At 67.8% G+C, this 21,959-nt stretch carries 24 protein-coding genes and 1 riboswitch; of the genes, 8 read left to right on the top strand and 16 right to left on the bottom strand.

Going from position 1 to position 21,959, the window contains the following annotated elements:
• Positions 1–11 precede the first annotated feature (11 nt).
• Positions 12–428 (bottom strand): MGMT family protein, encoded by a 417-nt coding sequence (locus BACI349Y_RS07130; RefSeq protein ID WP_159631522.1) that lies wholly within the window; start codon positions 426–428, stop codon positions 12–14.
• Between the two features lie 63 nt (positions 429–491).
• Here BACI349Y_RS07130 and BACI349Y_RS07125 point away from each other — a divergent pair, with 63 nt between their 5' ends.
• The 4 genes from BACI349Y_RS07125 to BACI349Y_RS07110 all read left to right on the top strand — a co-directional run bounded on the left by BACI349Y_RS07125 (position 492) and on the right by BACI349Y_RS07110 (position 3,995).
• Positions 492–1,202 (top strand): 3'-5' exonuclease, encoded by a 711-nt coding sequence (locus BACI349Y_RS07125; protein ID WP_159631521.1) that lies wholly within the window; start codon positions 492–494, stop codon positions 1,200–1,202.
• Positions 1,203–1,530: 328 nt separating this feature from the next.
• Positions 1,531–2,484, top strand: a complete 954-nt coding sequence (locus BACI349Y_RS07120) for an ABC transporter substrate-binding protein (RefSeq protein WP_159631520.1) — start codon at positions 1,531–1,533, stop codon at positions 2,482–2,484.
• Between the two features lie 12 nt (positions 2,485–2,496).
• Positions 2,497–3,261 (top strand): amino acid ABC transporter permease, encoded by a 765-nt coding sequence (locus tag BACI349Y_RS07115; protein WP_159631519.1) that lies wholly within the window; start codon positions 2,497–2,499, stop codon positions 3,259–3,261.
• On the top strand, positions 3,258–3,995 hold the full coding sequence (locus BACI349Y_RS07110) for an amino acid ABC transporter ATP-binding protein (RefSeq protein WP_159631518.1): 738 nt from the start codon (positions 3,258–3,260) through the stop codon (positions 3,993–3,995). Before BACI349Y_RS07115 ends, BACI349Y_RS07110 begins: the two co-directional genes overlap by 4 nt.
• 72 nt (positions 3,996–4,067) lie before the next feature.
• Here BACI349Y_RS07110 and hemL read toward each other — a convergent pair whose 3' ends face one another.
• From hemL to hemE, 11 genes are all read right to left on the bottom strand, one after another.
• Complete coding sequence (hemL, locus tag BACI349Y_RS07105; protein WP_159631517.1) at positions 4,068–5,399, bottom strand: glutamate-1-semialdehyde 2,1-aminomutase; 1,332 nt, start codon at positions 5,397–5,399, stop codon at positions 4,068–4,070.
• 34 nt (positions 5,400–5,433) lie between these two features.
• Positions 5,434–6,507 (bottom strand): LLM class flavin-dependent oxidoreductase, encoded by a 1,074-nt coding sequence (locus BACI349Y_RS07100; RefSeq protein ID WP_159631516.1) that lies wholly within the window; start codon positions 6,505–6,507, stop codon positions 5,434–5,436.
• Positions 6,504–7,487, bottom strand: a complete 984-nt coding sequence (gene hemB, locus BACI349Y_RS07095; RefSeq protein WP_159631515.1) for a porphobilinogen synthase — start codon at positions 7,485–7,487, stop codon at positions 6,504–6,506. The genes BACI349Y_RS07100 and hemB overlap by 4 nt, the downstream gene beginning before the upstream one ends.
• Before the next feature lie 57 nt (positions 7,488–7,544).
• Complete coding sequence (locus tag BACI349Y_RS07090) at positions 7,545–8,426, bottom strand: uroporphyrinogen-III synthase (RefSeq protein WP_159631514.1); 882 nt, start codon at positions 8,424–8,426, stop codon at positions 7,545–7,547.
• Positions 8,427–8,433: 7 nt separating this feature from the next.
• Positions 8,434–9,432: a hydroxymethylbilane synthase gene (hemC, locus tag BACI349Y_RS07085; protein ID WP_159631513.1), complete on the bottom strand. Its 999-nt coding sequence runs from the start codon at positions 9,430–9,432 to the stop codon at positions 8,434–8,436.
• The gene (locus BACI349Y_RS07080; protein WP_159631512.1) at positions 9,429–10,673 is read right to left on the bottom strand and encodes a ferrochelatase; all 1,245 of its coding nucleotides are present in this window, start codon (positions 10,671–10,673) and stop codon (positions 9,429–9,431) included. The genes hemC and BACI349Y_RS07080 overlap by 4 nt, the downstream gene beginning before the upstream one ends.
• Positions 10,670–11,371: a hydrogen peroxide-dependent heme synthase gene (hemQ, locus tag BACI349Y_RS07075; protein WP_141181959.1), complete on the bottom strand. Its 702-nt coding sequence runs from the start codon at positions 11,369–11,371 to the stop codon at positions 10,670–10,672. Before hemQ ends, BACI349Y_RS07080 begins: the two co-directional genes overlap by 4 nt.
• A 111-nt stretch (positions 11,372–11,482) precedes the next feature.
• Entirely contained in the window at positions 11,483–11,836 is a 354-nt protein-coding gene (locus BACI349Y_RS07070) for a hypothetical protein (protein WP_159631511.1), read from the bottom strand.
• Positions 11,837–11,945: 109 nt separating this feature from the next.
• Positions 11,946–12,170 carry a hypothetical protein gene (locus tag BACI349Y_RS07065; protein ID WP_159631510.1) on the bottom strand — a complete coding sequence of 75 codons (225 nt, stop codon included), beginning with the start codon at positions 12,168–12,170 and terminating at the stop codon, positions 11,946–11,948.
• A gap of 453 nt (positions 12,171–12,623) precedes the next feature.
• Positions 12,624–14,072, bottom strand: a complete 1,449-nt coding sequence (gene hemG / locus BACI349Y_RS07060; RefSeq protein WP_159631509.1) for a protoporphyrinogen oxidase — start codon at positions 14,070–14,072, stop codon at positions 12,624–12,626.
• A 3-nt stretch (positions 14,073–14,075) separates the two neighbouring features.
• Positions 14,076–15,170: a uroporphyrinogen decarboxylase gene (gene hemE, locus BACI349Y_RS07055; protein WP_159631508.1), complete on the bottom strand. Its 1,095-nt coding sequence runs from the start codon at positions 15,168–15,170 to the stop codon at positions 14,076–14,078.
• Positions 15,171–15,328: 158 nt separating this feature from the next.
• Between hemE and BACI349Y_RS07050 the strand changes: the two genes are divergently transcribed.
• Positions 15,329–16,669, top strand: a complete 1,341-nt coding sequence (locus tag BACI349Y_RS07050; RefSeq protein WP_159631507.1) for a glutamyl-tRNA reductase — start codon at positions 15,329–15,331, stop codon at positions 16,667–16,669.
• A 121-nt stretch (positions 16,670–16,790) separates the two neighbouring features.
• Here BACI349Y_RS07050 and moeB read toward each other — a convergent pair whose 3' ends face one another.
• Positions 16,791–17,990 carry a molybdopterin-synthase adenylyltransferase MoeB gene (gene moeB / locus BACI349Y_RS07045; RefSeq protein WP_159631506.1) on the bottom strand — a complete coding sequence of 400 codons (1,200 nt, stop codon included), beginning with the start codon at positions 17,988–17,990 and terminating at the stop codon, positions 16,791–16,793.
• 85 nt (positions 17,991–18,075) lie between these two features.
• Between moeB and BACI349Y_RS07040 the strand changes: the two genes are divergently transcribed.
• From BACI349Y_RS07040 to BACI349Y_RS07030, 3 genes are all read left to right on the top strand, one after another.
• Entirely contained in the window at positions 18,076–18,741 is a 666-nt protein-coding gene (locus tag BACI349Y_RS07040; RefSeq protein WP_159631505.1) for a TetR/AcrR family transcriptional regulator, read from the top strand.
• Positions 18,742–18,803: 62 nt separating this feature from the next.
• Positions 18,804–19,028: a DUF3107 domain-containing protein gene (locus BACI349Y_RS07035; RefSeq protein WP_159631504.1), complete on the top strand. Its 225-nt coding sequence runs from the start codon at positions 18,804–18,806 to the stop codon at positions 19,026–19,028.
• Positions 19,029–19,085: 57 nt separating this feature from the next.
• The gene (locus tag BACI349Y_RS07030) at positions 19,086–19,388 is read left to right on the top strand and encodes a hypothetical protein (RefSeq protein ID WP_159631503.1); all 303 of its coding nucleotides are present in this window, start codon (positions 19,086–19,088) and stop codon (positions 19,386–19,388) included.
• A 72-nt stretch (positions 19,389–19,460) separates the two neighbouring features.
• On the opposite strand, the gene BACI349Y_RS07025 is transcribed toward BACI349Y_RS07030, so the two are convergent.
• The 3 genes from BACI349Y_RS07025 to thiO all read right to left on the bottom strand — a co-directional run bounded on the left by BACI349Y_RS07025 (position 19,461) and on the right by thiO (position 21,815).
• Positions 19,461–20,276 (bottom strand): thiazole synthase, encoded by an 816-nt coding sequence (locus tag BACI349Y_RS07025; protein WP_159631502.1) that lies wholly within the window; start codon positions 20,274–20,276, stop codon positions 19,461–19,463.
• Between the two features lie 4 nt (positions 20,277–20,280).
• Entirely contained in the window at positions 20,281–20,517 is a 237-nt protein-coding gene (gene thiS, locus BACI349Y_RS07020) for a sulfur carrier protein ThiS (RefSeq protein WP_159631501.1), read from the bottom strand.
• Positions 20,514–21,815 (bottom strand): glycine oxidase ThiO, encoded by a 1,302-nt coding sequence (gene thiO / locus BACI349Y_RS07015; protein WP_159631500.1) that lies wholly within the window; start codon positions 21,813–21,815, stop codon positions 20,514–20,516. The genes thiS and thiO overlap by 4 nt, the downstream gene beginning before the upstream one ends.
• A riboswitch (TPP riboswitch) is annotated at positions 21,808–21,926 on the bottom strand. (Overlaps the previous gene by 8 nt.)
• Positions 21,927–21,959: the final 33 nt, after the last annotated feature.

Below are 21,959 nucleotides of genomic sequence, written 5' to 3'. Positions count from 1 at the left end.
AATCGTTACGGTCACAAAATCATTCCATCATCAGGCACCGACAACCTGTGGAGCCGACGCTCCAGTTCCTCGGCAACTGCGTCGATACTGTCAAAATCACTGTCTGTTGGTGCCCAGCGTGCCGCGCCCAAATCCACCCGCCACCGCCCCTCCCCCGTGCGGAGGTAGGAACTGTAGTCGCCAACCAGCGGAGTGCCTTCTTCAAGGTAAAGCAGCAGGGCCTCGGCCTCGTGCCCGGGGGGTGCGTGGCCGCTGGCCTTCAGGACGCGCCACCAAGGGACGGCGCCACCGTGATGGCTCATGACGGAACCGACCTGGCGCGGGCCGCCCGCACCCAGGAGCTCGGCAACGTCCCCATAGGATACGGCCGCCCCAGGCGGTACCAGGCCCACGACGGCCAGGACCGCCTGGACGTACTCATTCCGCATTGATCCAATCTAGCCGCAGTGGCGTTCCCCGGAATTGTCGGTGGGTCCCCTTAGCGTTGAAGCATGAGTTCCTGGAACACCCTCCCCCGCGCAGCCTTCGATCTGGAAACCACCGGCCGCAACTCGCGGGCGGCAAGAATCGTCACGGCATCAATCACCGTAGTGGACCACCAGGGTGAGGTCATCAAGGAGCATGAGTGGCTGGCCGATCCGGGGGTGGAGATCCCCGTGGAGGCCAGTGACGTCCACGGCATCACCACCGAACAGGCCAGGCGTGAGGGCCGCCCTGCCCACGAGGTCACGCGTGAGGTGGCCACAGTCCTGCAGGAGCTGTTTGATTCCGGCACCCCGGTGATCGCCTTCAACGCGAGCTATGATTTCACGGTCCTCGCCGCCGAGTCGGCCCGGTACGGGATTCCGCAGCTGAGCCGGTTCCCCGTCCTGGATCCCTACATCATGAACAAGCAGGTTGACCGCTACCGCAAGGGGAAGCGGACACTCACCGCGCTGTGTGAGGAGTACGGGGTGGTCCTGGACAATGCGCATACCTCCGCGGCGGACGCCCTGGCCACCCTCAGGGTGCTTGATGCCATGGCGGGCAAGTTCCCCAAGCTGATGATGCCGGCCAGCCAGCTGCACCAGCTTCAGGTGGACTGGGCGGTCAGCCAGGCATCGGACTTCCAGGAGTACCTCCGGAAGACGAAACCGGCCGCCGTGATCGAGGGAGACTGGCCCGTGCTGCCGCCGCAGGATGCTACGGCAGGTGGCTTCTAGGCTGCGCCGGTGCTTCTTCAGTGGGAGGCATGTCACAGTCACGCCGCTTAATAAAGTGCGGGCTTGAAGCAAGGGCATCGTTCGCCCCAAAAGCGTAATAGCGCTGCAACTGCGGGCACTATTAGCCGTGGGGCGGAATGATATTCGGCCTTACAGCGGATGGACTTCCCTTTGTTCGCCTAACCTCCGGTATTCGCCCAGGTGAGACAATAAAGTTTTGCGGTCACCCCTGCCGCGGACAGCTGGACCAGCGCCGGGCAGGTGCCAGGCGCCACAGCGCTGCCTTGCGGCCCGGTCGACTTATGCCTCATATGAAAGTGACAACCTGATGAAAATCAAAGCGATGAAATGGCTCACTACCGCTCCTGTTGCAGTGGCCCTCGCGGTTTCCCTTGCAGCCTGCGGTGGCGGGTCTTCCCAGCCCAGCGGCACCCCCACCGATGCCCTCGCCGGCAGCGACCAGCAGACGCTGGACAAGTACACCACCGCCAGCGTCACCCCGATCGACAAGATCGACAAGTCCAAGCTCGGCCTCATCACCGAAGGCACCCTGCGTGTAGGAACCCTCTCGGACGCCCCGCCCAACATCTTCATCGATCCTTCCGGCAAGTTCACCGGCTACGACAACGAACTGCTGCGCGCCATCGGTGACAAGCTGGGCCTGAAGGTTGAATTCGCCTCCACCGATTTCTCCGCCCTGCTTTCCCAGGTGGCCAACAAGCAGTTCGACGTCGGGTCCTCCTCGATCTCCACCACCGACGCCCGCCGGAAGACCGTTGGCTTCACCAACGGTTACGACTTCGGCTACATGGCTGTCGTCACCAAGAACGGCTCCAAGGTCAACGGCTTTGCCGACCTCAAGGAAGGCGTCCGCATCGGCGTCGTCCAGGGCACTGTTCAGGATGACTACGTCACCAACACCCTCAAGCTGGAGCCTGTCCGCTTCCCGGACTACAACACCGTTTACGGCAACGTGAAGAACGGCCAGATCGACGCCTGGGTGGCCCCATCCCAGCAGGCGACCGGCCAGGTCAAGGACGGCGACAACACCAAGATCGCCGAAAAGGTTGTGAACACCCAGAACTTCACCGCGTACGCAGTGAACAAGGACAACCAGCCCCTGATCGACGCCCTCAACTCCGGCCTGGACGCAGTCATCGCCGATGGGACCTGGACCAAGCTGACGTCCGAATGGTACAAGGACCGCCCGACCGTTGCTGAGCAGACCCCGCAGGGCTGGAAGCCGGGCAGCAAGGCCGTCCAGATCCCGGCCGCCAAGTAACCAGGGCGTTCCATGGATATCCTCAAGCAACTCGCTGACACTTTCCTTGACTGGAAGGCGATGGGCGAAGTCATCCCCAAGATGTTCGCCGTCGGTTTGCCGAACACCCTCGTGCTCGCCATCATCTCCGGCATCATCGGGACAGCCCTCGGGATGCTGCTCGCCCTGATGGGGATCTCCCGGAACGCAGCAGCGCGCTGGGTCGCACGGGTCTACACCGACATCCTCCGCGGCCTTCCGCCTGTCCTGACCATCCTGGTCATCGGATTCGGATTCGGTCCGATCGTCCGTGAATTTACGGGTTCGACGAGCCCGTATCCGATGGCGGTCGCAGCACTGTCCCTGATGTCCGGCGCCTACATCGGGGAGATCTTCCGCTCCGGCATCCAGAGCGTTGACAAAGGGCAGCTGGAGGCATCCCGCGCCCTGGGGTTCGGCTACGGTGCATCCATGCGCCTGGTAGTGGTTCCCCAGGGCATCCGCCGGGTGCTTCCTGCCCTGGTCAACCAGTTCATTGCGCTGATCAAGGAGTCATCCCTGGTCTTCCTCCTCGGCCTGTTGGCCAGTGAGCGGGAAATCTTCCAGATCGGCAAGGACGCGGCAGCCACGACCGGCAACCTTTCGCCCTACGTGGCGGCCGCCGTCTTCTACCTGGTACTCACCATCCCGTTGACCCACTTCGTGAACTGGATCGATGCCCGGTTGCGCAGCGGCCGGCCCGAAAAGAAAGAACCGGACGACGCCGCAGCCGTCGTTGGAAAGGGAGCCCAGGCATGAGCGAGTTCGCATCAGGAACGCTGAGCGCCAAGAACATCCACCTTTCCTTCGGAAGCAACCACGTGCTGCGGGGCATCGACCTGCATGTGCCCCAGGGCACCACGGCGTCAGTCATCGGCCCGTCGGGATCCGGTAAGTCCACCCTGCTGCGGGTCATGAACCGGCTGATCGAACCCGACCAGGGGGACATCCTGCTGGACGGCCGCTCGGTCCTGAAGGACAATCCCGACGAGCTCCGCCGCAGGATCGGCATGGTGTTCCAGCAGTTCAACCTGTTCCCCCACAAGACGGTGGAGGAAAACGTCTCGCTGGCCCTGCGCAAGCTGCGCAAGCTCTCGAAGGAGGAGGCGCGCAGCGAGGCGCTGGAACAGCTGGACTTGGTGGGCCTGAAGCACAAGGCCGAGTCCCGCCCGGCCAACCTTTCCGGCGGCCAGCAGCAGCGCGTGGCAATCGCCCGTGCACTGGCCATGAAGCCCGAGGTGATGTTCTTCGACGAGGCCACTTCTGCCCTGGACCCCGAGCTGGTCAAGGGTGTCCTGGCCTTGATGACGGACCTCGCCAAGGGCGGCATGACCATGGTGGTGGTGACCCACGAAATGGGCTTCTCCCGCAACGTCTCCGACGCCGTGACGTTCATGGATGCCGGGGTCGTGGTGGAGTCCGGGCCGCCTGAGCAGCTCTTCACCGAGCCAAGGACGGACCGGCTCAAAGGCTTCCTCTCGGACGTCCTCTAACGCCCCGCACGCAAAGAAAATCCCCGGCTGCAGCCTGCAGCCGGGGATTTTTCTTAGGGGACGACGGCGGTGCTAGCCCTGGGCGGCTGCGGCCGCCTTTGCCGCGGCAGGCAGTGCGTCGTAGATCCGGTTCATGGCGGCGTCGTCGTGGGCGGCGGAGAGGAACCACGCCTCGAAGACCGACGGCGGCAGGTAGACCCCGGACTCCAGCATGGAGTGGAAGAACGGCGCGTAGCGGAACGCCTCCTGTGCCTGTGCATCGGCGTAGTTGTGGACCCCGTTGGCGGAGGTTCCAAAGGCCACCGAGAACAGGTTTCCCGCGAACTGGATCGAGTGGTCCACCCCTGCGGAGTCCAGCGCGTTGGAGACGGCGGAGGAGAGCTCCAGGGAACGGACGTCGATGAAGGAGTAGACATCGCGGGTGGCGTGGGTCAGGGTGGCAACGCCGGCCGCCATCGCCACCGGGTTCCCGGACAGCGTACCGGCCTGGTACACGGGGCCGGTGGGCGCGAGGTAGTCCATGACGTCGGCACGGCCGCCGAGGGCCGCCGTCGGCATTCCACCGCCGATGACCTTGCCAAAAGTAAGCAGGTCAGGGGTCCATGGGTTTTCCGCATCCGGCGCACCGCCGGTGAGGCCCCAGTAGCCCGAGTAGCCGGTGCGGAACCCGGTCAGGACTTCATCGACGATGAGGAGCGCGCCGTGCTCCCGGGTGATCTGCGACAACCCAAGGTTGAATCCCTCGGCAGGGGTGACTACGCCCATGTTCGCCGGCGCGGCCTCGGTGATCACGGCAGCGATGTTCGGCCCGTGCACGGCGAAGGCTTCCTTGACGGCGGTGAGGTCGTTGTACGGCAGCACCAGCGTTTCCGCGGCGGTTGCTTCGGTGACACCGGCGGAGCCGGGCAGGGCGAGGGTCGCCAGGCCGGAGCCTGCGGCAGCCAGGAGTCCGTCCAGGTGGCCGTGGTAGCAGCCGGCGAACTTGATGATCAGGTTGCGGCCCGTGAATCCGCGGGCCAGCCGGACGGCGGTCATGGTGGCTTCGGTGCCGGTGGACACCATCCGGAGGCGTTCGACGGCGGGAACGCGCTCCTGGACGATGGCTGCCAGGTTGGCCTCGTCCGGGGTGGAGGCGCCGAAGGAGAGCCCCCGGTCGACGGCGGCGTGGACCGCCTCCAGCACGGCCGGGTGGGCGTGGCCCAGCAGGGCCGGGCCCCAGGAGCAGACCAGGTCCACGTATTCCTTGCCGTCGGCATCTGTCAGGTACGGTCCCTTCGCGGAGACCATGAAGCGCGGGGTCCCGCCGACGGAGCCAAAGGCCCGCACCGGCGAGTTGACGCCGCCGGGCATCAGCCGGCGGGCGCGGTCGAAGAGTGCCTCGTTGCGAGGATTGCTGGAAGTCATGGTTTCTATTCTCTCAGTTAGCCGGGAAGCTCAGTCAGCCGGCGAGCAGTTCCGCCACCCGGGGCGCCACCGCCGTGCCCATCAGTTCGATGGAGCGCATCATGGCGCTGTGCGGCAGCGGACCGTTGCTGTATTTCAGGTCGAAGCGGTCAACACCCAGGTTCCGCTTCAGCCGGACGATCTTTTGGGCCACCGTTTCCGGTGATCCGACGTAGAGGGCCCCTTCTGCGGAACAGAGGGCATCGAACTCTCCGCGTCCGGCCGGACCCCACCCGCGCTCGGCCCCGAGCCTGTTCCGGAGTGACAGCCAGTGGGGATAGAGCTCTTCCCGTGCCTGCTCATCCGTGTCGGCAACATGGCCCGGCGAATGCGTGGCCATCTGCTGCATGGGATGTCCGTACTTACCCATCGCCTCGCGGTAGAGGTCGGCCAGGGGCCGGAAGCCCCGCGGCTGGCCGCCGATGATCGCGAAGATGATCGGGTAACCGTACTGGGCGCACCGCAGCACGGATTCGGGGGTGCCGCCCACGCCGATCCAGGTGGGCAGCAAGTGGTGCTCCAGGGGCGGGTAAACGCTCAGCCCGTGCAGGGCGGGACGCGTGCGGCCTTCCCAGTGCACGGGTTTTTGCGCCCGGACCTTGTCGAACAGTTCGAGTTTTTCTTCGAACAGGACCTCGTAGTCCGCCAGGTCCAGCCCGAACAGCGGGAAGGACTCAATGAACGATCCGCGCCCGAGCATCACTTCGGCCCGGCCGTTGGAGATGGCGTCCACGGTGGCAAAGCGCTGGAACACCCTGATGGGATCGTCCGAGCTGAGGACTGTCACGGCGGATCCGAGCCGGATGCGGGACGTGCGCGCCGCGGCGGCGGCCAGGAAGACTTCCGGCGCGGAGACGGCGTAGTCCTTGCGGTGGTGCTCCCCCACGCCAAAGGCATGGAGTCCGACGGCGTCCGCCAGTTCCGCCTGCTCCAGCAGTTGGCGCAGGACTTGGGCGTGGGGCTGCGGGCTGCCGTCCGGGTTCGCGCCGATGTCACCGAAGGTGTTCAGGCCAAGGAGGATGCGGTCCTCCCCCACGGGTGCGGTTGGCGCGGTGGAAGGTTCGGTCACCGGGTTTCCTTCAGCCAGCCGGCCAGTTCGGCGGCCCAGTAGGTGAGGACCGTGTGGGCGCCGGCACGCCGGATGCCCAGTACGGACTCGGTGATGGCGGCGCGGCGGTCGATCCACCCGTTGGCGGCGGCGGCCTCGATCATCGCGTATTCGCCGGAGATCTGGTACGCGGACACCGGTACCGGGCTCATGGCGGCAACGTCTGCCACGATGTCCAGGTAGCTCATGGCCGGCTTGACCATGATGATGTCTGCTCCCTCGGCCAGGTCCAGTTCCACCTCACGCAGGGCCTCGGTGCGGTTTCCGGCGTCCATCTGGTAGGTCCGCCGGTCGCCCGTGAGCTGGGAGTCCACGGCCTCGCGGAAAGGTCCGTAGAACGCGGAGGCGTACTTCGCGGCATACGCGATAACGGACGTAGTGACGTGCCCTGCGTCGTCCAGTGCCGAGCGGATGGCGGCAATCTGGCCGTCCATCATGCCGGAGGGGCCCAGCATGTGGGCGCCGGCCTCTGCCTGGGCCACGGCCATCCTGGCGTAGATCTCCACGGTGCGGTCGTTGTCCACGTAGCCGTCGGCGTCGAGCACTCCGCAGTGCCCGTGGTCGGTGAATTCGTCCAGGCAGACGTCACTCATGATCACCAGGTCATCGCCCACCTCCGCGCGGACGTCCCGGATGGCCTTGTTCAGCACGCCCTCCGGATCCAGGGACGCGGTGCCCTCGGCGTCGCGGGTTTCGGGAATTCCAAAGAGCATGATGCCGCCCAGGCCGAGCTCAACCGCTTCGGCGGCGGCCCGTTTCAGGGTGTCGGTGGTGTGCTGGACCACGCCCGGCATGGACGTGATGGGGTTGGGCTCGGTGAGTCCCTCCCGGATGAAGGCGGGAAGGATGAGCTCGGTCGGGGCGAGGCGTGTTTCGGCGGTCAGCCGGCGCATGGCAGGGGTGGTGCGCAGGCGGCGGGGGCGTTGGGTGGGGAAAGTCATGGGTCCTGTCCTTCGCATGGTTGTGAAGCTTTGTGGAGGGAAAATGTGCCGGCCCGGTCAGGGCGGGTTGAGGGCCTTCGCGACGGCTGCCACCAGCCCGTCCGGTGTGGGCTCTGCCGCCACTTCGGCGACCTCAAGGCCCAGGGCTGTGGCCTGGTCCGCCGTCGAACGGCCAATTGCCACCAGCCGGCAGCCGGCGAGCGGACCAAGGGCGGCGATCCGCCGCACCGCGCTCGGCGAGGCGGCGATCACGGCGGCAATACGCCCTTCGGCGATGTCCGTGGCGGCAGCTTCCGGCGTCAGGAGGGAGTACGACGGCGGCTGCGGGCCGGCGTCGGCCACTTCCGCCCGGACGGCGAGACGGCGCTCCGCTGCCGCCGGGTAGTCGACGGTGCGGTAGGCAGTCACAGAGGTGACGTCGGCGCCGGCGGCTTCCAAGCCCGCCGCTAGTGTGCCGGCCGCGATGTCCGCCTGCGGCAGCAGGATCCTGCCCCTCCCGGACCAGACGGCGAGCAGGCCGGCAGCTGACTGCTCGCCGGCCGGCGTGAGCGCTACGTCCAGTCCACCCGCTTCCAGCAGCCGGTGAGTTGCCGGACCGATGGCGGCGATCCGCGTGGCGGCAGGTACCAGGTGGTCCAGGCGCAGGCCACGTTCGGCGGCTTTTTCCCTCAGGACGTGCACTGTTGTGGCGCTGCTGACCACCAGCCAGTCGAAGGCGCCTGCTGCAAGGGCGTCACAGGCGACGTCCAACGCGTGCTGGTCCGGCGCCCTTTCGAAATCGATGAGCGGGAGCAGCACCGGCAGGGCACCGGCCCCTTTCAGGGCCTCCACCAGGGCGCCCGAGCGCTCCGGGCTGCGGGTGACCAGGACCCGGACCCCGCCAAGCGGCATGCTTCCATGCGGCGTGGCGGATCCGGAGTCACTGGAAGGCTGCGTCATTGCCAGGTCAGGACGCCTGCAGGTCTGCGATGTCGGCGGCTCCGGCAGCAAGGAGAACCTCCGCCAGTTCGATGCCCAGCAGGGTGGCTCCCACCTCGGTGAGCCCGTCGGTGGCACGCCGGTCCCGGACCGTGGCTGTGCCGTCAACGGCGCACACCACGGCTTCGAGGTGGAGCATGCTGCCCTTGCGGTAAGCGTAGGCCCCCACCGGGGCGGCACAGCCTGCTTCGAGCCGGGCCAGGAGCGCGCGCTCGGCCGTGACGGCCAGGCGGGTGTCGGGGTCGTCCAGCGCTGCCAGGGCCTGGGCCAGGACGTCACGGGAGCCGTCAGCCGCGCCGGGCTTTGCCGGGGCGTCCGCTGTCCGGCACTCGATGGCCAGTGATCCCTGGCCCGCGGCGGGCAGCATCACGTCGGTTTCCAGGTATTCGGTGACGGCGTCCAGGCGGCCGATCCGCTCCAGGCCGGCGGCTGCGAGCACCACGGCGTCCAGGTCACAGGACTTTCCGGGGACCACCTGGCCGGTGGAGTTGCCGGGCAGCCCGGGAACGCGGCCCAACCGGGTATCGACGTTGCCGCGGATGTCCACGATGTCCAGGTCCGCGCGGGCGGCGCGCAACTGGGCCGCACGCCGTGGCGAACCGGTGCCAATGCGGGCGCCGGCCGGCAGGTCTGCCAGCTTGAGTCCGTCGCGGGCGCACAGGACGTCGCGGACGTCCACCCGGCGCGGGGTGGCGGCAAGGCTGAGCCCTACTGCTGCCCCTGTCGGCAGGTCCTTGAGCGAGTGGACGGCAACATCGCACTCATTGCGCAGGAGCGCGTCACGCAGGGCGGCAACAAAGACGCCGGTGCCGCCCATCTGGGAGAGCGAGCCCGTGAGGACGTCCCCGTCGGTGCGGACATGCACCAGTTCCACCGGGAAACCGCCGACGGCGGCCAGCTGGTCCGCGGTCTGCTGGGTTTGGGTGAGCGCCAGCTTGCTGGCGCGTGTTCCGATCCGGACCGTCACAGCTGGGCCGTTTCCGCGGAACCGCCGGACGGGTACGGGTCATGGCCGGTGCCCACGGTGGTGTCAGCCCCTGCAATGGTGGGCTTTTCGCCGCGGAAGTTGGCGCAGCATCCCGGCCGGCAGACGTCGTACCAGGGACCAAGATCCGTCAGGGCGGGGCGGTCACTGATGTTGTTGGCCACCGTCCGCTCGCAGATCAGGTCCACCAGGCCGTCCACGAACTTCCGGTGCGTACCGGGCGTGGGGACGCGCGTGGCGGCCAGGCCCAGGTTGCCGCAGGTTTCCATTGCTTCGGTGTCCAGGTCCCAGACAACTTCCATGTGGTCGGTGACGAAACCGAGCGGAACGATGACGATGCCCTTGACGCCCTGGCCGGCCAGTTCCTCGATGGCGTCATTGATGTCCGGTTCCAGCCACGGCACGTGCGGGGCACCGGAACGGGACTGGTAGACCAGGGACCACGGTGCGGTCAGCCCGGAGTCCTTCTCGACCCGATCGATGACGGCGGCGGCATTGGCGAGGTGCTGGGCCACGTAGGCGGAGCCTTCCTCGAACACGCGGGGCTCCCCCTCGGAGCGGCCCGCAGCTTCGGCGTCCCGGGTGGGGATGGAGTGGGTGGCGAACAGGATGTGGACGGGGGCGTCCGGCGTGCCGGCTTCGGCGAGCTTTGCCCGCACGTCAGCCAGGCCGGTGGCGGTGCCCTCCACGAACGGCTCCACGAAACCGGGGTGGTCAAAGTACTGGCGGACCTTGTCCACTTCGAGCTTGCCGTCCAGGCCGGTCTCCGTCAGCGCCATGCCGATGTCCTCGCGGTACTGGCGGCAGCTGGAGTAGCAGGAGTAGGCACTTGTGGTGAGCATCAGCACCCGTCGGTGCCCGGCGTCGTACGCTTCCTGCAGGGTCTGCGGGATGTACGGGGCCCAGTTGCGGTTGCCCCACAGCACGGGCAGCTCGATGCCGCGGGCAGCCAGCTCGGCTTCCAGCGCTGCCTTCAGCTCGCGGTTCTGCTGGTTGATGGGGCTGACGCCGCCGTTGGCGCGGTAGTGGTGTGAGACTTCCTCAAGCCGCTCGTCCGGGATCCCCCGGCCGCGGGTGACGTTGCGGAGGAACGGGATGACGTCATCCTGGCCTTCCGGGCCACCGAAGGAGGCCAGCAGGACGGCGTCGTAGTTCTTGGGGGCCATGCGTCCGGCCTCGGTCACCGGGTTGACGGCGGTGGCGGCCTGCTGTTCCGGGCTCATGCCAGTACCTCGGCAACCTCGTCGGCGGAGATGCGGCGTCCGGTGTAGAACGGGACTTCCTCCCGCACGTGGTTGCGTGCCTCCGTGGCGCGGAGGTGGCGCATGAGGTCCACAAGGTCAACGAGTTCGGGGGCTTCCAGGCCCAGGATCCATTCCCAGTCGCCCAGGGCGAAGGAGGAAACGGTGTTGGAGATGACCTGGGGGAAGTCGCGGCCCAGGAGGCCGTGGTCGCGGAGCATTTTGCCGCGTTCGGCCTCGGGCAGGATGTACCACTCGTAGGAGCGCACGAACGGGTAGACACAGAGCCACTCCGCCGGAGCGACACCGCGGGAGTATGCCGGGGTGTGGTTCTTGGCGAACTCGGCCTCGCGGTGGACACCCATCGCCGACCAGACGATCTCGGTGCCGGCGAACAGGGTGCTGCGGCGAATGTCCCGGATGGCCTGCTGCAGCGCTTCCGGTTTGGGTCCGTGGAGCCACACCATGACGTCGGCGTCGGCGCGCATGGCCGAGACGTCGTAGCTGCCCCGGTGGGTGACGCCGGCCGCGGCGAGCCGCTCCAGCAGCGCTTCGAAGTCGGCGGCGGCGTCAGCGCTGCGGACCACTGACTCCGACCTCTTGAATACCGTCCAGAGGGTAAAGAACTGCTCGGCTGATTCTTCGGTTTTAGTGACAGATTCGGCAGAAGTGTGGCTCATGGTTACAAGTTTGCCCCTTCCCCGCCCCAAGACGAAACCGAAAAGTTCTACAGCTCGTAGAAGTGAGCAAAGTCACATTCCCTCATGCAGCAGGCCACCAGGTGCACCCCCTTAGAGGCGGCGCATCCGCAGGAACACCAGCCCGGCAGCCGCTCCCACACCGACCAGGCCCGCACCCAGCCACACCATGGCATCGGGCACGCCAGGCAGTGGGCCGGTGGAGGAAACTGCCTGTCCCGGTCCGGCCGGGGCGCCGGCGGCCTGCGGCGCGCGGGTGGGCTGGGACTGGCGCGCATTGATGGACAGCGACGTCGGCAGAGCGGACGCATATGCGGCATCCGGACTGCCGGCCGGCGTCTGGGCCGGCGCGCCGAATGCACTGCCGTCCGCTACGGTGGCGCCGGCAACGAAAGGACTGCCCGCCACGCCGGAGCCCGGCACTGCCGCCTGGGTACCCGGGGCCAAAGCAGCCCCTCCGGCTGGCGCTCCGGATGCGGCCCCGGCCGTTCCGGCGGCCGAAGGAACGGCTGAACGGGCCGGTGCCCCGGCCGCCGTGGACGTGCCGGTTGCTGGGTCAGCGGCCGGCGCTGACCCAGTGGAGGGCCCGGACGCCGTGGGAGACTCTGGCCGGTCCGTGGCCGGAGAGCCGGTCGGAGTGGCGGCGGCCGTGGTCCGCGGGCCAGGTGCCAGGGGCGTTCCCGAGGACGTCGGACTGGGTGCGGTTGTCGACGTGACCGCCGCGGACGGGGAACCGCTGACCGCCGGAAGGAGGGAATCCGGCACCGGAAGTATTGACCATGGCGTGCGCGGGGCACCCGTGGCCGGGGATCCCGCCGTGGGTTCGCCGGCCCCCTGCCGGCCGTCCCTTTCATGCCCGGATCCAGCGTTCCCCGTGGCTTCCTGCGTTCCGGGAGCGCTTTGACGGGCCGCCGTGGACAGTCCGAACGCCGCGGCGGTTGCGGCTACGGATCCTTGTGCCGCCGGATCCTGCGGAGGGGGGACCGCGTCGTCGGCCAAGGACGCCTGGACGCCGGTGGAAAGAACCAGTACCGCTCCGACGGCCGCTGCTGCGGTGCCGCGCCGGAGCCCCCCATGGATACCGGTCCGGGAAAGTGAAAGCTCGGACCTGTGTTGAACCATAGTCATCGACCCTAACCAGAACGGCTGGCCGATTGGAAACCGGCAAGGAGGCCCGGCCGCCCGCCACGCCGGAGCCGCAGACCGGCTTCGGGGCGCTGACCAGCACCGACGCTCAGGCGGCAGTCAGTTGGCCGATTTGCTCACGTGTGTCCGCCACCACAGCAGCCAACCCGTTCCCGGCAACCCATCCGCCCACGACGGCCAGGCCGCCCGCAGCGCTGCAGGACCGCCGGATGTCCGCCGCCCGTGCGCGGTGCCCGACGGCGGCGAACGGCAGGGCTCCGCGCCACCGGACCACGTCCCAGCCGCGCACGTCTCCGCCGGTGATCCGGACGCCCAGCAGGGCAGATGCGTCGCGCAGGGCGGCCGCGAACAGCTCATCATCGGTCTGGGGGCCGATGGCCTGGGCCGAAGCATCGTCCACCCGGCCGTAGGAAAGGCGCACCACATGGCGCCCAGGGCCGGCAGCGGCGGTCAGCCAATCCCATTTGCCCGTGGCGTGCGTCAACGCCTTCGCTTCGATGCCGGGCGTTTGCGGTGCCACCAGGATTCCCGTTCCACGCGGCCGCCGGTCCAGGTCCGGCTTGTCCAGGACCAGCGTGACCAGCTTGACGTCCGGCCCGGAGGCCGGTTTCTTTCCCGAGATTGCAGGTACGGCATGTTCGAGCAGTTCGACGGCGGCAGGGCCCTCCACGGCCATGACAAGCAGCGCGGCATGGAAGGCCGCCCCGGCGGCGTCGACGCGCCAGCCTTCCGGGGTGCGGGAAACCGCCGTGGCGGCAGTGCCCAACAACAGGGTCACGCCGCGGCGTTCGAGCTCCGCCACCAGGGCGTCCACCAGGGTGTGCATGCCGCCTTCGAGGCCTGCGACGGCGGACCCGGCCTTTGCCGGTTGGGGCGTCCCGGCTTGGCCGGTTGTCCCGGCGCCGCGCCGCTGTGCCGAAACTGCGGCAGCGAGGGAACCATGCCTCCGCAGGCCTGCACGCAGGCCCGGAGCCACCATGTCGACGTCGAGCAGGCCGGGATCGGCGGAGTGGACACCGCCCACCACGGGCGAGACGAGGCGTTCCAGCACGCGCGAGCCCATGCGGGTCCGGACCAGCGCGGAGACGCTGGTGACGCCGGCGCCGGCCCCTATGGATGCGGGCAGCAGCCGGTCCAGGGAGGCACGCAGCGAGCCGAGGATGCCCAGGGTACGGCGGACCTCAGGGTCCCAGGGGTTGGCAGGGATGCCCAGGACTCCGGTCCGGGGCAGCTCGCGGGGCCCGTCCGGAAGCTGCACCCAGGCACCCCCGGGCCGCGGGGGAACGATCTTTCTGCCGAGCCCAAGGTCCGTGCAGAGCCGGGCTACGGCGTCGGACCTGGTGGCGAAGGACTCAGCGCCGCTGTCCAGGGTGAGCCCCGCGACCGTATGGCTGCCAACACAGCCGCCCCACGCCGTCCCGGCTTCCAGGACGGTCACCTCATAACCGGCTGCTGCGAGTTCCCGGGCGGAGAGCAGCCCGGAGATCCCGCCGCCCACCACGAGCGCCTGGCCAGGTTTCGCCGGGGAGCTGGCCACGGATTACTCCGGCGAGATGGAGTGGATGAGCTCCACCACCCGGGTCAGGACGTCCGGGTCCGTTTCGGGCGGTACGCCGTGTCCCAGGTTCAGGACGTGGCCCGGGGCGCCGGCGCCGGCGGCGATGACCTCGCGGACGTGCGCCTCCAGGATGTCCCAGGGTGCTGCCAGCAGCGCGGGGTCGATGTTTCCCTGCAGCGGAACCGTTCCGCCCAGGCGGCGGTTCGCCTCATCGAGCGGCAGCCGGTAGTCAACGCCCACCACGTCCACTCCCACGTCCCGCATGGCCACGAGGAGTTCGGACGTGCCGGTGCCGAAGTGGATGAGCGGGGCACCCAGGTGGCGGACATGGTCCAGGGCACGGGCCGACGCCGGCGCAACGTATTTGGTGTAGTCGGCCAGCCCCAGCGAGCCCGCCCAGGAGTCGAACAGCTGGGCGGCGGAGGCGCCCGCCTCCAGCTGGGCCTGGAGGAACATGCCGGAGGCGTCGGCAGCCCAGTTGGCCAGCGCGTTCCATGTCTCCGGGTCCGCGTGCATCATGGTCCGCGGGCCCAGGTGGTCGCGGGACGGCTTTCCTTCCACCATGTAGGCGGCCAGCGTGAACGGTGCGCCGGCGAAACCAATCAGGGGCGTCTTGCCCAGTTCGGCCACCGTGAGGCGGACGGCTTCACGGATCGGCTCCAGGGCTTCCCATGTGAGCTGCGGCAGGGCGGCAACATCGGCCCCGGTGCGTACCGGCTTGTCGAGGACCGGCCCGACCCCGGGCACGATGTCCACTCCCACGCCGGCGAGCTTCAGCGGGATGACGATGTCGGAAAAGAAGATGCCGGCGTCCACGTCATGGCGGCGGACGGGCTGCAGCGTGATCTCAGAGGCCAGCTCCGGGCGGAGGCAGGAGTCCAGCATGGCGATGCCTTCGCGCACCTTGAGGTATTCGGGCAGCGACCGGCCGGCCTGCCGCATGAACCAGACGGGACGGCGGGACGGCTTGCCGCCGCGGTAGGCCGTGATCAGCGGGGAGTCTGCTGTGCGGCCGTCCATCAGTGGATGGTCTGCGGCGAGGGTGCCGGCAGCGGAGACGGCAGGGCTAGGAGTCATGCTTTCGATTGTGCCCAAAAAGAGCTGCAAAAGATAACGACAACCTGTCGCTGACGGCACGGGAATCCTTGAGGTGGCACGGATCACGTCCAGGTGTGGCGACTATCCTTTCCGGTGGTTGTTCTACCGGGCAACGAAAAAGCTATGATTGGTCTGCTGTGGTTCTTTTCTCATTGGTGGCTACACACGCCGACATCGATCTTGAAACCGTTGCTCAGTTGAGCAACGGTTCCTCCGGGATTGCCGCATCCGCGCTCACCGAATCCCCTGCCGTGGCCGGAGCGGTGGTCCTCGCCACCTGCAACCGCTATGAGATCTACGGCGAAGCGCCCAATCCGAACGACGTCGAAGCGGCCCGGGCTGCACTGGTGTCGCGGATCAGCCAGGCCAGCGGACTCTCCGAGCCCCTCGTGTCGCGCTCCTTCAGCACCCGGACCGGTCCCGAGGTAACCCAGCACCTGTTCGCCGTCAGCGCCGGACTGGATTCCGCCGTCGTTGGCGAGCGCGAGATCGCCGGCCAGGTGCGCCGCGCCCTTATCACCGCACAGCACGACGGTACTGCCAGCGCCGGCCTGGTCCGGCTGTTCCAGGCCGCTTCGAAAACCGCCAAGGACGTCGGCGCGCAGACGGCCCTCGGTTCCCGGGGGCTTTCCATCGTTTCGGTGGCCCTGGACCTGGCCACTGATCTTTCCGAAAACCCCGACTGGACCACCAAGAAGGTTGTGCTGTTCGGGACCGGCGCGTACGCCGGCGCCACCATGGCACTGCTGCGTGAACGCGGCTGCACGGACATCTCCGTCTACTCCTCATCCGGCCGCGCCGAAGGATTCGTGGCCTCGCGCGGCGGGTCCGCCCTGGATGTGGATTCGCTGCGCCCAGCGGTGGCGGCCGCCGACGTCATGATCGGCTGCAGCGGCTCGGACACCCGGGTTGAAGCGGACGAACTCGCTCAGGTCCGCGCGGACTCACCCCAGCCCCTGATTGCCATCGACCTGGCGCTCACCCACGACTTCGATCCCGCCGTCGGCGAGCTGGACGGCGTGGAACTGCTGACCCTGGAATCGGTGCGCCTGGCCGCGCCGCAGGAGCAGGCGGAATCGCTGGCCCAGGCAAGCGGCATCGTCAAGGGCGCCGCCAAGGCCTTCGAGCAGGAGCGCGAAGCCCGCTCCGTGGACTCCGCCATCGTTGCCCTGCGCCGCCACACCATGAACGTGCTGGACGCGGAGATGGAAAAGGTCCGTGCCCGGCACGGCTGCACCGCTGCCGCTGAAGAAGTGGAGTTCGCGCTCCGCCGCATGGTCAAGCAGTTGCTGCACGTCCCCACCGTCCGTGCCCGCGAACTCGCCGCAAACGGCCAGCAGGATGACTACGTTGCGGCGCTCGAGGCGCTGTACGGCATCACCGTCGAGCAGCCCGGCACCTCTCAGCCCGGCACGGCCGCGCCCGCAGTGGTGGAGGCCGAATGCCCGGTGGACCACAAGGGCCGCGAAACCGCCTGACGTTCTCCCTCCCCGACGCCCCATCACCATTTGCCCCTAAATCGGAAACGCCCCATCACTTTCTTCAGGAAAGTGATGGGGCGTTTCTCAAAAAGCGGCTAAAGGTGATTGGGCGTCCGGGTCAGTAGACGGGTTTCCCAGGTTCCACGTCCCGCACCCAGGCCAGGATCCCGCCGTCGAGATGGCTGACGCGCTGGTAGCCGGCCTGCCGGGCCGCCGCCAGGACGTTGGCCGAGCGTGTCCCGGCCTTGCAGTGGAACACGATGTCCCGGTCCTGCGGAAGTTCATCCCAGGCTTCGCCGGCCAGGATGCGTCCCTGCGGGATCAGTTTGGCCCCGTCGATCCGGACGATGTCGTACTCCCCCGACTCCCTGACGTCCACCAGTTCGAAGTCCTTGAGCCCGGCCTTGCGCGAGGCCAGCATGGTGGCCAACTGGGTGGCCGTGACGGTGTGTTCCGTGTCCGACGGGGCGGCCGGGGCGATGCCGCAGAACGCCTCGTAGTCAGTGAGTTCCGTGATGGGCTGGGCGGCCGGGTCCTTCGACACCCGGATTTCACGCCAACTGCCGCCCAGTGCGTCAAACAGGGCCACGCGGCCCAGCAGGGAACGTCCGACGCCGGTAATCAGCTTCACCGCTTCGGTCACCATGAGCGATCCCACGGCGGCGCACAGCATGCCGAAGACGCCGCCCTCACCGCAGGACGGCACGGACCCGGCAGGCGGCGCTTCGGGGTAGAGGTCCCGGTAGGTGGGTCCGTGCTTCTCCCAAAACACACTGACCTGGCCATCGAAACGGAAAATGGAACCCCATACGTAGGGCTTTCCCAGGATGGCGGCGGCATCGTTCACCAGGTACCGGGTGGCGAAGTTGTCGGCACCGTCAAGAATGAGGTCGTACCCGCTGAACAGTTCCAGGGCATTGGATGAGTCCAGGCGTACGTTGTGCAGCCGGACGTCAACCAGCGGGTTCAGCCCGGCGATGGCATCGCGTGCCGATTCGGTCTTGGGGCGGCCCACGTCGCTGACGCCGTGGATCACCTGGCGCTGCAGGTTGCTCAGGTCAACGACGTCGTCGTCGATGATTCCGATCGTTCCCACACCAGCCGCGGCGAGATACAGCAGGGCGGGGGCACCCAGGCCGCCGGCGCCGATGACCAGCACCTTGGCGTTCTTGAGCCGCCGCTGCCCCAGCGCGCCGATCTCGGGAATGATCAGGTGCCGGGAGTACCGTTCAACCTCGGCGGGAGTGAGGCCGCCAGCCGGTTCCACCAGCGGATCCAGGGCAGGGGTTGCAACATTTGCGGTGAAAGTCGAAGCCATACTTCAATGTATGCCCCGGGATACCGCCGGGTCATATTACCCCGCAGTAAAGTGAAGGGTAACTGCAATGGAAAGAAGGACAACTGTGGTCCCTGAAGCACGGGCTGACCGTCCGGCCTCCGCCGCACCCCAAACTCCCTCCCGCCCCGCAGGCCAGCGGTCCGCCCGCCTGCCCCGGGATGAGCGCCGGGCACAGCTCCTTGCCGCGGCCCAGGAGGTGTTCGTAGCCAACGGCTACCACGGTGCGGCAATGGATGAGATTGCAGAAACTGCCCATGTGAGCAAACCGGTGCTGTACCAGCATTTTCCTTCCAAGCGCGAGCTCTACCTCGCCCTGCTGGAAAGCCATCTGGCCTCGCTGACCGAACTGATGCTGGGCGCCCTGAACTCCACCACTGACAACGATGAACGCGTCCAGGCTGTCATGCGCGCCTACTTCCACTTCATCGCCAATGACGACCAGGCCCACCGCCTGGTGTTCGAGTCCGACCTGATTAATGATCCCGATGTGAGCTCGCGGCTGGAAACGTTCAACAGGACCTTCGCCGACGCCATTGCCCGGGTCATTGCGGAGGACACCAAGCTCCCCCACCTGGAAGCGGAACTGCTGGGCCGCGGCCTGGCCGGAATGGCGCAGGTCAGCGCCCGGTACTGGCTGGAAACGGACGGCAACCTGGACCTCGATGTGGCCAGCGACCTCATCTACCGTTTAGCTTGGCGCGGAATCTCTCGCTTCCCCAAAGAGTCCTAGACTACAAATAAGACAACACCTCGTAGAGAAACACGAGTACTTTCACAGGCTGGGAGGCCCCCTTGGAAATTAAGATCGGCGTTCAGAACGTTGGCCGCGAAATCGTGCTGGAATCAACCCAGGATGCGGAGACGGTGGCCAAGGTTGTTGGCGAAGCCATTAATGAGGGCAGCGAACTGCGCCTGAAGGATGACAAAGGACGCCTGATCATTGTTCCGGGCAACGCACTGGCTTACGTGGAAATCGGTGCCGAGGAGGTCCGGCGCGTAGGTTTCGGCCAGTTCTAGTCCGGCCCGTTTCACCCTCTGCCCGTCCCCGGCCACCGCAGTTTTCCAAGGAGATCCATGCTTTCGCTGACCATCGTGGTGCTGGCAACCGTCGCCGCCGGCTTCGTCGTCTGGGCCAATGACAAGCGGCATGCCAAATACGGTGCGGCAGTTCCGGCCGGTGTTGCCGCGGGTGTTGCGGCGCTGGCCTGGATCATCCTGATGACTGCGGGCTTCGGCTACTTGCCGGGGACCACGTGGCTTCCGTGGGTCCTGCCCATGGTCCTGGGAGTAGCTGCGGCCATCGCCGCCGTCATCTACCTGGGCCGTACCCGCGCCCGCCGCGACACGGAACGCCTGACTGTTATTCTGCGGCGCTGACCGCCGGCAGGGCAGTACATACGCGTGTGGCCACCACCCATCCGGGCGGTGGCCACACCTGTTTCACGGGGGTCAGAGGAACTCCGCCCGGCCCTCCATCGCGGAGGAGGCAAGGGCGTGCTCCCGGCGCGGGATGCGCCCGGCGGCCCTGGCCATCCTGCCGGCGATCACTGCGTGCTTGAATGCCTCGCCCATGAGCGCGGGGTTCTGGGCACGCGTCACTGCCGTGGCCAGCAGGACGGCGTCGCAGCCCAGCTCCATGGCCAGCGCGGCGTCTGACGCCGTGCCGATGCCTGCATCCAAGACCACCGGCACCGACGCGCGGGAAACGATCAGCTCGATGTTGTGCGGGTTCAGGATCCCCAGTCCGGTGCCGATCGGGGCGCCCAGCGGCATGACGGCGGTGGCGCCGAGGTTCTCCAGCCGCAACGCAAGCACGGGGTCGTCATTCGTGTAGGCGAAGACCTTGAACCCGCGGTTGACCAGCTGCTCCGTGGCGTCCACGAGTTCCACGGCGTCCGGCAGGAGGGTCTGCTCGTCGGCGATGACCTCCAGTTTCACCCAGTCGGTCTCCAGGGCCTCCCGCGCCAGTTCGGCGGTCAGGACCGCATCCCTGGCCGTGAAGCAGCCGGCCGTGTTGGGCAGCACGCGGATCCCATGGTCCACCAGCAGCTGGAACAGCGAACCGGTTTCAGCCGTGGAGTACCGGCGCATGGCCACCGTGGTCAGGGCGGTGCCGGAGGCCAGCAGCGCTGCGCCCAGGCCGTCCAGGCTGGGTGCCCCGCCCGTGCCCATGATGAGCCGGGATCCGAGGGCGACGCCGTCAATCACCAGGGCGTCGGCGGCGCCCGCGTTTCCGGCGGGGTTGATGGTGCTGGTTTCGGTCATGGCGTCAGCCTCCCTGTACTGCAGTGACAAGTTCAATATCGTCGCCCTCGGCGAGCGCGGTGGCGAACCATTGGCTCCGCGGCACCACCTGGGCATTATGTGCGACGGCGACGCCCAGTTTCCCGCCGTCCGTCGCCTGTCCGTTGGGTGCCAGCGGGCGTCCGGTCACTTGGCTGACGAGCGTGGTGATGGAGGCGCCGTCGGCCACCTCGTGCGTGTTTCCGTTCAGGGTGATGTTCACGCTGTCTCCTTGATGTGGGGTGTGGTGGCGGCTGCCGCCGGCCGGGAGAACCGCTCCGGGCTGAAGGGCGACCAGCGGGAATCTGATGTCCCGTCCAGCAGTGCCGTGCAGATGGCGGCTGCGGCGGGGGTGAGCAGGACGCCGTGCCGGAAGAACCCGGTGGCGATGATGAGTCCCGGGACATGCCCGGCGGCAGGGTTTCCGGACCCCGGATCCACCGGCACGCGGCCCAGCAGGGGCGCGTTGTCGGGGGTACCGGGGCGGGCCCGGGCGGTGCACTCGAGCAGTTCCAGTTCAGCGACGGCGGGCACCAGCGCCTGCGCGTCCCGCAGCAGCTGGTAAACGCCTCCGGCGCTCACGGCATCGGAGAGCGCGTCCTCGCGCTGGGTTGCCCCGATCACCACGGTCCCGTCCTGCCGGGGGACGATGTAGACGGGGACTCCGTGCACCAGCCCGCGCACCGTGGAGGTAACCAGGGGCTGGAGGTGCTGCGGAACGGCGAGGCGGAGGATGTCCCCGTGGACTGGGCGCAGTGGCAGGTCGAGGCCGTCGGGCAGGCCGCCAAGGTCCCCTGCCTGCAGGCCGTTGGCCACGATGGTTTCCGTTGCCAGGACGGTGCCGCCGCCGGCCAGTGAGGTGCCGACGACGCTTCCGCCCTCCCACAGCAGGCCGGCGGCCCGGTCCGGCACGGCATACCCATCCACCGCGCCCGCGGCGGCCAGCTCCGGGGACTTCAGTGCAGCGCCCGCGAGTGCCAGCCGCATGGCCGCCACCAAACGCCGGGGATCCACCTGGTGGTCCGCGGGTGTGTCCAGGGCGCAGGCGATGGCGGGGCTGAGCAGCGGCTCGCGTTTGCGGGCTTCGCGCACGGCCAGGGGCTCCACCGCCAGTCCGTTGGCCTGTTGTACCGCGCGGAGGTCCATCAGCGCGCGGCGGTCAGCGGCGTCGGCACCCACGGCGAGTGTCGGCGTCGTCAGGTATCCGCAATCCGCCCCCGTCGCACCTGCGATCCCGGCAGCGAACCCTGGCCAGCGGGACGCCGCCTCAAGCATCAGTTCCAGGAGGTCCTCCTCCTGGTAGTGCAGTTCGCTGACCGGGGCCAGCATGCCCGCGGCGGCCCAGCTGGCACCGTTTCCAGGTGAGTCATCGATCAGGGCAACGGAGCGTCCGGAACGCTGCGCCTCCCAGGCGATGCCGTGGCCCACCACTCCCCCGCCGATGACGGCGACGTCGGCACGGACGGTGGACTGGATGCCGGCATGGGCGGGCCCGGGGAGACTGTCAACGGGGTTGCGCATGTGGTTCCTTCCCTACGCCGGCATTAACCGGATCAGGTCAAGCGGTCGGCTCTGACGCCCTCTCAGCCCGGCGCTTTATGACAGCTGCCGCGGGCTCCCGCAGTACCAGCCCAGTTTAGAGGAACTAGGCTTGCAGGCATGAAT

The organism is Arthrobacter sp. 8AJ (assembly GCF_902506025.1).
GTDB lineage: Bacteria > Actinomycetota > Actinomycetes > Actinomycetales > Micrococcaceae > Arthrobacter.
Note: the sequence above shows the minus strand (reverse complement) of the source record. Positions and strands in the feature narration are given on the sequence as shown.